The 6,482-nt window shown below is 52.0% G+C and carries 5 protein-coding genes; 4 read left to right on the forward strand and 1 reads right to left on the reverse strand.

The window, feature by feature from the left end; all coding sequences use genetic code 11:
* Positions 1-83 precede the first annotated feature (83 nt).
* The 4 genes from ACZYSM_RS16625 (at position 84) to ACZYSM_RS16640 (ending at position 4,312) form a co-directional block, all read left to right on the forward strand.
* The gene (locus ACZYSM_RS16625) at positions 84-2,120 is read left to right on the forward strand and encodes a right-handed parallel beta-helix repeat-containing protein (protein ID WP_489072555.1); all 2,037 of its coding nucleotides are present in this window, start codon (positions 84-86) and stop codon (positions 2,118-2,120) included.
* A 188-nt stretch (positions 2,121-2,308) separates the two neighbouring features.
* Positions 2,309-2,482 (forward strand): hypothetical protein, encoded by a 174-nt coding sequence (locus tag ACZYSM_RS16630; RefSeq protein WP_489072557.1) that lies wholly within the window; start codon positions 2,309-2,311, stop codon positions 2,480-2,482.
* A gap of 690 nt (positions 2,483-3,172) precedes the next feature.
* Positions 3,173-3,568 (forward strand): hypothetical protein, encoded by a 396-nt coding sequence (locus ACZYSM_RS16635; RefSeq protein ID WP_489072559.1) that lies wholly within the window; start codon positions 3,173-3,175, stop codon positions 3,566-3,568.
* Positions 3,569-3,595: 27 nt separating this feature from the next.
* Positions 3,596-4,312: a hypothetical protein gene (locus ACZYSM_RS16640; RefSeq protein WP_489072561.1), complete on the forward strand. Its 717-nt coding sequence runs from the start codon at positions 3,596-3,598 to the stop codon at positions 4,310-4,312.
* Between the two features lie 320 nt (positions 4,313-4,632).
* On the opposite strand, the gene ACZYSM_RS16645 is transcribed toward ACZYSM_RS16640, so the two are convergent.
* Positions 4,633-6,024, reverse strand: coding sequence for an undecaprenyl-phosphate glucose phosphotransferase (locus ACZYSM_RS16645; protein WP_489072563.1), 1,392 nt, complete (start codon positions 6,022-6,024; stop codon positions 4,633-4,635).
* Positions 6,025-6,482: the final 458 nt, after the last annotated feature.

Consider the following 6,482-nt stretch of genomic DNA (forward strand, 5'->3'; position numbering starts at 1 on the left):
GTCGCCGGCAATTGATAAAAATCAGCGCACTCGGCACCGCTTCATTTGCGGCGCCGGCGGCTTACTCCGTGAGCGAGATAAGCATGAGCTACAACACCCTCAACCCGATTGGCAGTACTGATCCGCGCGATCTGTCCGACAATGCGAAGAGCTTTGACAGCTTTGCCAATGGACCTGCGTCAACCTATAAGGATCGGTTTGGCGTAGACCGCAAAAGTATTCCCGGCATGGTGGCTGATTTCGATTCGGATCAGGTGCAGCGGAAAAGAGAGTTTCAAAGTACACAGGATGATCGAGAATCCACATTCACAGCATTTCAGTCCGAAAGCGAATCAGCGTTCGATGCGGCACAGGCTGGTCGCGTCTCGCGGTTTGACCATTTCCTTCAATCTAGCGGCTACGAGCTACTCGGTGACTATGCGGACAGCCCGCTGCAAATCACAGCGCACAACCAATATTTGATGAAAGACGGGCAGCCCTATCGCCTGTCATCGTTTGTGGCCGTACCGTATACCACCACGGGCAACTGGGTGGCCGAGAGTGATGCGTTTGTGCTGCTCGGGGATGATGTGCTGCGGCAGGAGCTGGCCGATCCGATTAACGGCGCCGGAGAGGTGGGTCTTGATGGTCGAACTGTTGCAGATTTCCTGCGTGACTCGATTGTCGTCTTGACAGGAAAGTCCGATTCGACCGCCCAGCTGAATGCAGCGCTCGTCCAAGGCGCAGCAGATGGACGTGTCGTGTTCACCCCTGGGCGCGGCAAGGTGCTTAACCTACTTGGCACGGTCGTCGTCCCCAGTGGTGCAACATATATCTGCGACGCGAAGGTCCAGGGTGGAGCGCAGACGGATATATTCAGCGTGGCGGGCAGCACAAACGCGCGCCTGGAGTTACGCAGTGATTTGATCGGCAATGCAACGAATGTTAAGCAGAACGGCGTTCTCGCAGCAGGCGCGAACTTCTGTGATATACGAGTCCTGGGCGAGATCCGCGACATCAAGAATAAGGGCGTGTCACTGGCTGGGCAGGCTGCTGCCGGTACAACTTGCCAGCATAACCGTGTGTATGTTCGAAAGGTGACAGGCTGTGACTCTAGCTCGGGGGCCGGTGTTTCGTTATCCGGGGAGCGCTGCACCAACAATATCGTTACTGTGGACGATGCTTCGCTAAACCGTATCGGAATAACGCTGAACGGTGCGCACGACAACCACCTCTATCCCGGCAGCCTCAGTTGTAACACTGATGCAGGCCTGATGATTGACGGATTCGTCTCATCGTCTGGCGATGGAGGCAAGCGCAACCGTGTGCACGGTGGAGTTTATGATCGAAACGGCCCTTCCATCGCTTACGGTGGCATCTATCTTGGCAACGGCTCGTCCAGTAACACGTTTTTTGCGCCGTCGTGTCGGGGGAACTCAGGCGCGGGTATCCGCCAATCTAGCGGTGTTGGTTATGAGAGCACCGACAATGCCTACTACAACCCTATCTGTGAGGGTAACGCGGCGAGCGGTTTCGTGCTGACGTTTTCGCCCGACACCACGCTGTTCAATCCAAAAATCCATGGAAACACTGGGCGCGGCATCACGCATTCTTGTTCTCCGAACTTCAAGGTTTTTGGCGGGCACAGCCGATCTAACACTACCGTGGGCTACTTCTCGCAGTCGCCGGACTCGCAGCTGCACGGCATTGAGTTGTCTGGAAACTCGATAGGCTGCCAGATATCCTCGGACGGCAGCACGACGTACAGCGGCCATCTTTTTGTCGGTTGCCTTGTCAAGGGGAATGCCACGGACTACGCCATTGATCCTGGTGCTGCGCGGATTATCGCCGGATTGGGCGCGGGCAACCCATCGGTCTATGTAGGCGATGCCAATATAGTCGGCGTCCCCGGGAAGACGTTCATCGTTAACGCAGTGATTACCGCCACTCGTACGATTGCGACTCCGCCAGCAGCGCTGGCAAGTGCTGCTGGCGACCGCATTCGCGTAGTCCGGCCCGCCTCTGCCAGCGGTGTGCCTAACGTGTTCTTGGGTTCTCTCAAGGGAATTGCTGCGGGACAGTGGATGGAAGCGGAGTTTGATGGAGCGACATGGATGCTGATTGGCTTCGGAAGTCTTTAGATTGGGTATGAGGTCTTGGTCTGGCGGCGAAAGCCCTGCATTGAGGCACGGAGCCGAGAACTTGCATTTTCGCAGCCCCATCTTGACCAGGGTCATTTTTCCTGAAATCCCAATAAGGCGGCAGATTTTCCGCAGCGCACCCGAACGCCCGCCCAGTTGCCGGCTTTTTTACGCCTGGAGAAAAAACCATGGCCAAGATTTCTGACTCGCTGGCGGGCAGCAAGAACGCGCTTGCCTTCCTCGACATGCTCCCGATCACCGAAGGCAACTCCTCCAGGAAATACACGCACAACCATGAGTATGACGTGATTATCGGCGGTATTGACAGGGTTTCACCAGCTACGCCGATTACCCTGACGTGATGGTGACCGTCACCGGAATGGCCTCCAGTCGACGGTAGCGGGTCGCTATCAGCTCAACCGATAACCATTAGCTCCCATTGAGGGTCCACTGGGATGAGACAGCTACCCTCCCGCCAGAATGTCATCTGGCTCTCTCCTGCCTTGCAGGGGCGGGCCTCGAGTTGTTTTCCATGAGTCAGTCATTTTTGTGGCTATTCTGTGATCTTGCGCGGATGGCGTCGGGCCAGTATTTTTAGAATGAGCTAAGCCGCGATTTCCAATATCAAGAAACAGGTTTGAGTGTTGCTTCGATTATAGGTCACTCAATAGCTGACTGTCGCCCGTTGCAGAGTCGCTAAAGCGTGTAAAAAGATTCGTAGTATCGGCTACATATCTCATGCGTCGTACCAGGAATGAAATAACTTAGAAAGTCAGCGTTTCGCTAACTTAACAAAGCGGATGCGCCGGCGTGGTGTGGGCAGAGTGGGGCTAATCTCCGATGTCTGCTGTTAGGCATTAACGATTGTTGTAAATGGTCGGAAACACATACTGGTGTTTGTCTGGGTGTTATCAGTGAGTTGTGTTGATCAGAAAGTGCCGACGTTAGAATACGTCCAATACGTATATCGAATGAAGTGTAATGTAATGATAGGGAGAAGATGAAACTTCGCTCGCCCGGCTACGCTTGATTAAGTGTAATGAGTATGGGTCATGATTTCCCGTAGCGTAGGAGTGTCGGCTTTGGGATCCTTGGATGATTTGATTCTTGGCTATGTGTTGAAAAAGCTGACCGACGTGTTCGAAGAGATAGTGGAAGCTTCAAAAAATATTTCTTTGGATAAGTCGATGAGCGTCAGACGGAGTAAAACAGCGAAAAGACTTCCCCTCTGGCTAGCGCGTCTAAAAAACAGCACACCTTATCAAGTAACCCATGTGCTATTTGATCAGATGCACGCTGCGCGCAAGCTTAATCGCGATCTCCGCTTCGAGGCCCAAGCCGCGTTGCTGGAGGCTCTGGTGGAGGCAGAGTTGGCGATGGACGTTACGAGCTATTCTGAGGCTGTGGTAGAGGAGCGGTTGAAGTGCTTTTTTGATCGGAGATTCTGAGTCTTGTATAGACTGAGTTCAATCTCCGTGTCGACCAACGCCGGAAAACTGCCCAAGGGCAGCGAGGAGGTCCTGGCTCTGCGTAACACTGAAAAAATTATTCGAGGAGGTAGTTTGGATTCAAAACTGTACATCGCTCAATACGCCGGTATCACTGTCATGCTCCCGGCAGCCCTGGTTGTCGCCGGTTGGCTGTGGTGTGCCGCGTCAAAAAAGCTCGCCTTTTTATGGCTAGGCGTCGTGCTTGTCGCCTATTTCGTCGTTGGCCTGAGCAAAGTGCTTTTCAAGGGCTGGGGGATAGGTCTGGAAAGCCTGGATATCGCAGTTATCAGCGGTCACGCGATGAACGCTTGCCTGGTGTCAACCGTGGTGATGAGTTTACTGTTTCGACAGATAGATCACCGCCTTCGATGGCCCGCGCTGGGTGTAGGGCTGCTGTCGACCTGGTGGTTCAGCGTCTACTATGTTGCGCCTTACATACATCCCCTTCCAGAAGCCATTGCCGGGGCACTGGTTGGGTCGGCAGCGGCCTGTGTATTTCTTTACGGGCAGGAGAAAAAGGGCGTCAGCAAAATCCCACTGCCGGCCCTGATGTTGGGGCTTGCGATCATAATGTTGAGTGCGAGTATTCCAAAATATACCGCGGAAGGGTTATTGAACCATCTGGCGGTATCCCTTTCCGGGGCTGAAAAGGCCTTTAAGCAGCCGTACTGGCGCATTTCTGGCGAATCGATACGGTTATAGAGGTTGGCGTGATTGCGAGTCCTGGTGAAGTGACGGCATGGGTGTCCCCAAAAGATCGTCCGAACGCGGCCCGAACCTACGGCAGCTCCTGCAGGTTTTGCGTACACCTGTTATCTCAAAGATGAACCGGTTTGGCGGAGCTGCCGCAGGCTGCGATCTTGGTGATCTGGCACGCGCCGCAAGCCTTTGGCTTACATCGCAGTACTGTGCATTTCTCTTAACGGACCGGCATGAGGGAAAGCCCACTCGCTTTTTCGGCCGCCGCCCATACAACTCGAAAACCTTCAGCTACTTATCGCCTAAATAGGTGATTATGAGTGTTAATAAATATCTTTTGATATAAGCGAGAAGGGCGTCTTGATCAGGATTTTTATATCAAGCCATAGCGACCAGTTATTAATATAGGCGAGGTCCATTTCGACACGCTTTTGCATTTTGTCGACTGTTTCGGTTTCCCCTCGGCAGCCGCTTACCTGAGCAAGTCCGGTTATTCCTGGCTTGATTCGATGGCGCGCCATGTAGGCATGTATCTTGCCCATATAATAGTCATTGTGAGCGACGGCATGGGGGCGAGGCCCGACGAGTGCCATATCGCCTTGCAGTACATTGAATAACTGCGGTAATTCATCGATTGAAGACCGTCGTATAAAGCGCCCCACTGCAGTCACCCGTGAGTCCTGTCGGCTAGCTTGCTGCACATGTTTGTCGTCATGTACTCGCATAGAGCGGAACTTCCATACCATGATAATCTTGCCATTCCAGCCATGGCGCTTCTGTTTGAAAATAACGGGGCCGGGGGAGGATAATTTAACGGCGGCAGCGATCCCTAACAGGAGTGGGCTTAAGCAGATAAGGGCGATGAGCGACAGGGAACGATCCACCAACGTTTTACTCAAGGCTGCGGTGGGGTAGCTGGTCAGCGGACTTTCATTAAGATGTATGGCGGGAAAACCGCCTACCTCACTCACTGAATGATTAAGAAGCATCATACTGTCCAGGTCGGGAACCCAGATGACATCCACATTTAAATCAAGAAGGTCAATATACATGGCCTCAATGTGCTGTGCTTCACTCAGCGAAAGGGCAATATACAAACGCCGAATGTCATGAGCGGATATGAGTGCCCGAAGCTCTTCTAATTCACCGACAATCAAGGGCGAACGGGCAACGCTGTGTTGAGTCGGTACAGAGCTGACAAGTCCGACGAGAGGAGAATGTTCCTGTTTGTGGAAAGTGTCAGCCAGCTTTAGCGCAATACCGCCTGTACCAATAATCAAAGTATTATATTGATGGCTAAGTTTTCGATGATAATGTCTGGAGAGATGGTGCATTAGAAGATAAGGCAGGACTTGCAAGCCATAACCCAACAATGACCAGGTTATTATAACTTCTCGGGAAAACATATCCGTGGTTTTGCTGACAAAGCCGATAGTGAGCAAGCAGAATGAAGTGATCAACCAGCCGAGCAGTAGCCGGCCCATGCCGTTGAGGTAGCTATGTTTCTTATGATAAACCTCAAGCATGGAGTAGGAGGGTACAGAGACCAGTATAGTCAGAATGGCCAGCACTCGATAATGGAAGTCAATGTTGCCTGTTTGGTAATACACTAATATAAACAGAAGCGTGACCACGACGCTCATGGCAACGGCCCACTGCCCCCAAAAGGTAAGCCCTTTGACTACCGTTTTTCGATTTACGCGAGTATGTACCAAAGTGCAAATCCTTTGCTGATAACTAATTATATTGAAATTGTCAGCGACTTAATGTTGTAGGTCGCTGCGGCTTTTTTGTTATTTTTTATTGCCGCAGTTGACAATAGGAGAGTGTGTACGCTCCGCCAATAGTAATGTTTAAATGAGCAAGGTGGTCGACGATTTATAACGGGAGGGTGGCGGGGTTGTGCGGCTATAAATGTTATAAAATGCCGCACTATATAGACGCGTCGTTGTTCGATGTGCGCACTTAATCAGGATTGGCCCTAATGCCGGTAAGTTAAGGCTGCTCCTACAGGGGCAGCGCTCGCTTAACTTACCGGTATTAGGACTAGTGTCCTGAGCGGTTAATTCAATAACTTATTCTTTATCGCCCCCAGCTTTGCTTTGTTTACAGAGCTGATGATTGATTCAGCCGTCTTATTCCACCTGAAGGGCTTGGCTGAAAGGTCATTGTG

Source organism: Pseudomonas sp. F220 (assembly GCF_057813935.1).

Bases quoted from the DNA above. Each gene is read 5' to 3' on its own strand.
- ACZYSM_RS16625 (WP_489072555.1), top strand. From the start codon at position 84: ATGAGCTACAACACCCTCAACCCGATTGGCAGTACTGATCCGCGCGAT.
- ACZYSM_RS16630 (WP_489072557.1), top strand. From the start codon at position 2,309: ATGGCCAAGATTTCTGACTCGCTGGCGGGCAGCAAGAACGCGCTTGCC.
- ACZYSM_RS16635 (WP_489072559.1), top strand. From the start codon at position 3,173: ATGATTTCCCGTAGCGTAGGAGTGTCGGCTTTGGGATCCTTGGATGAT.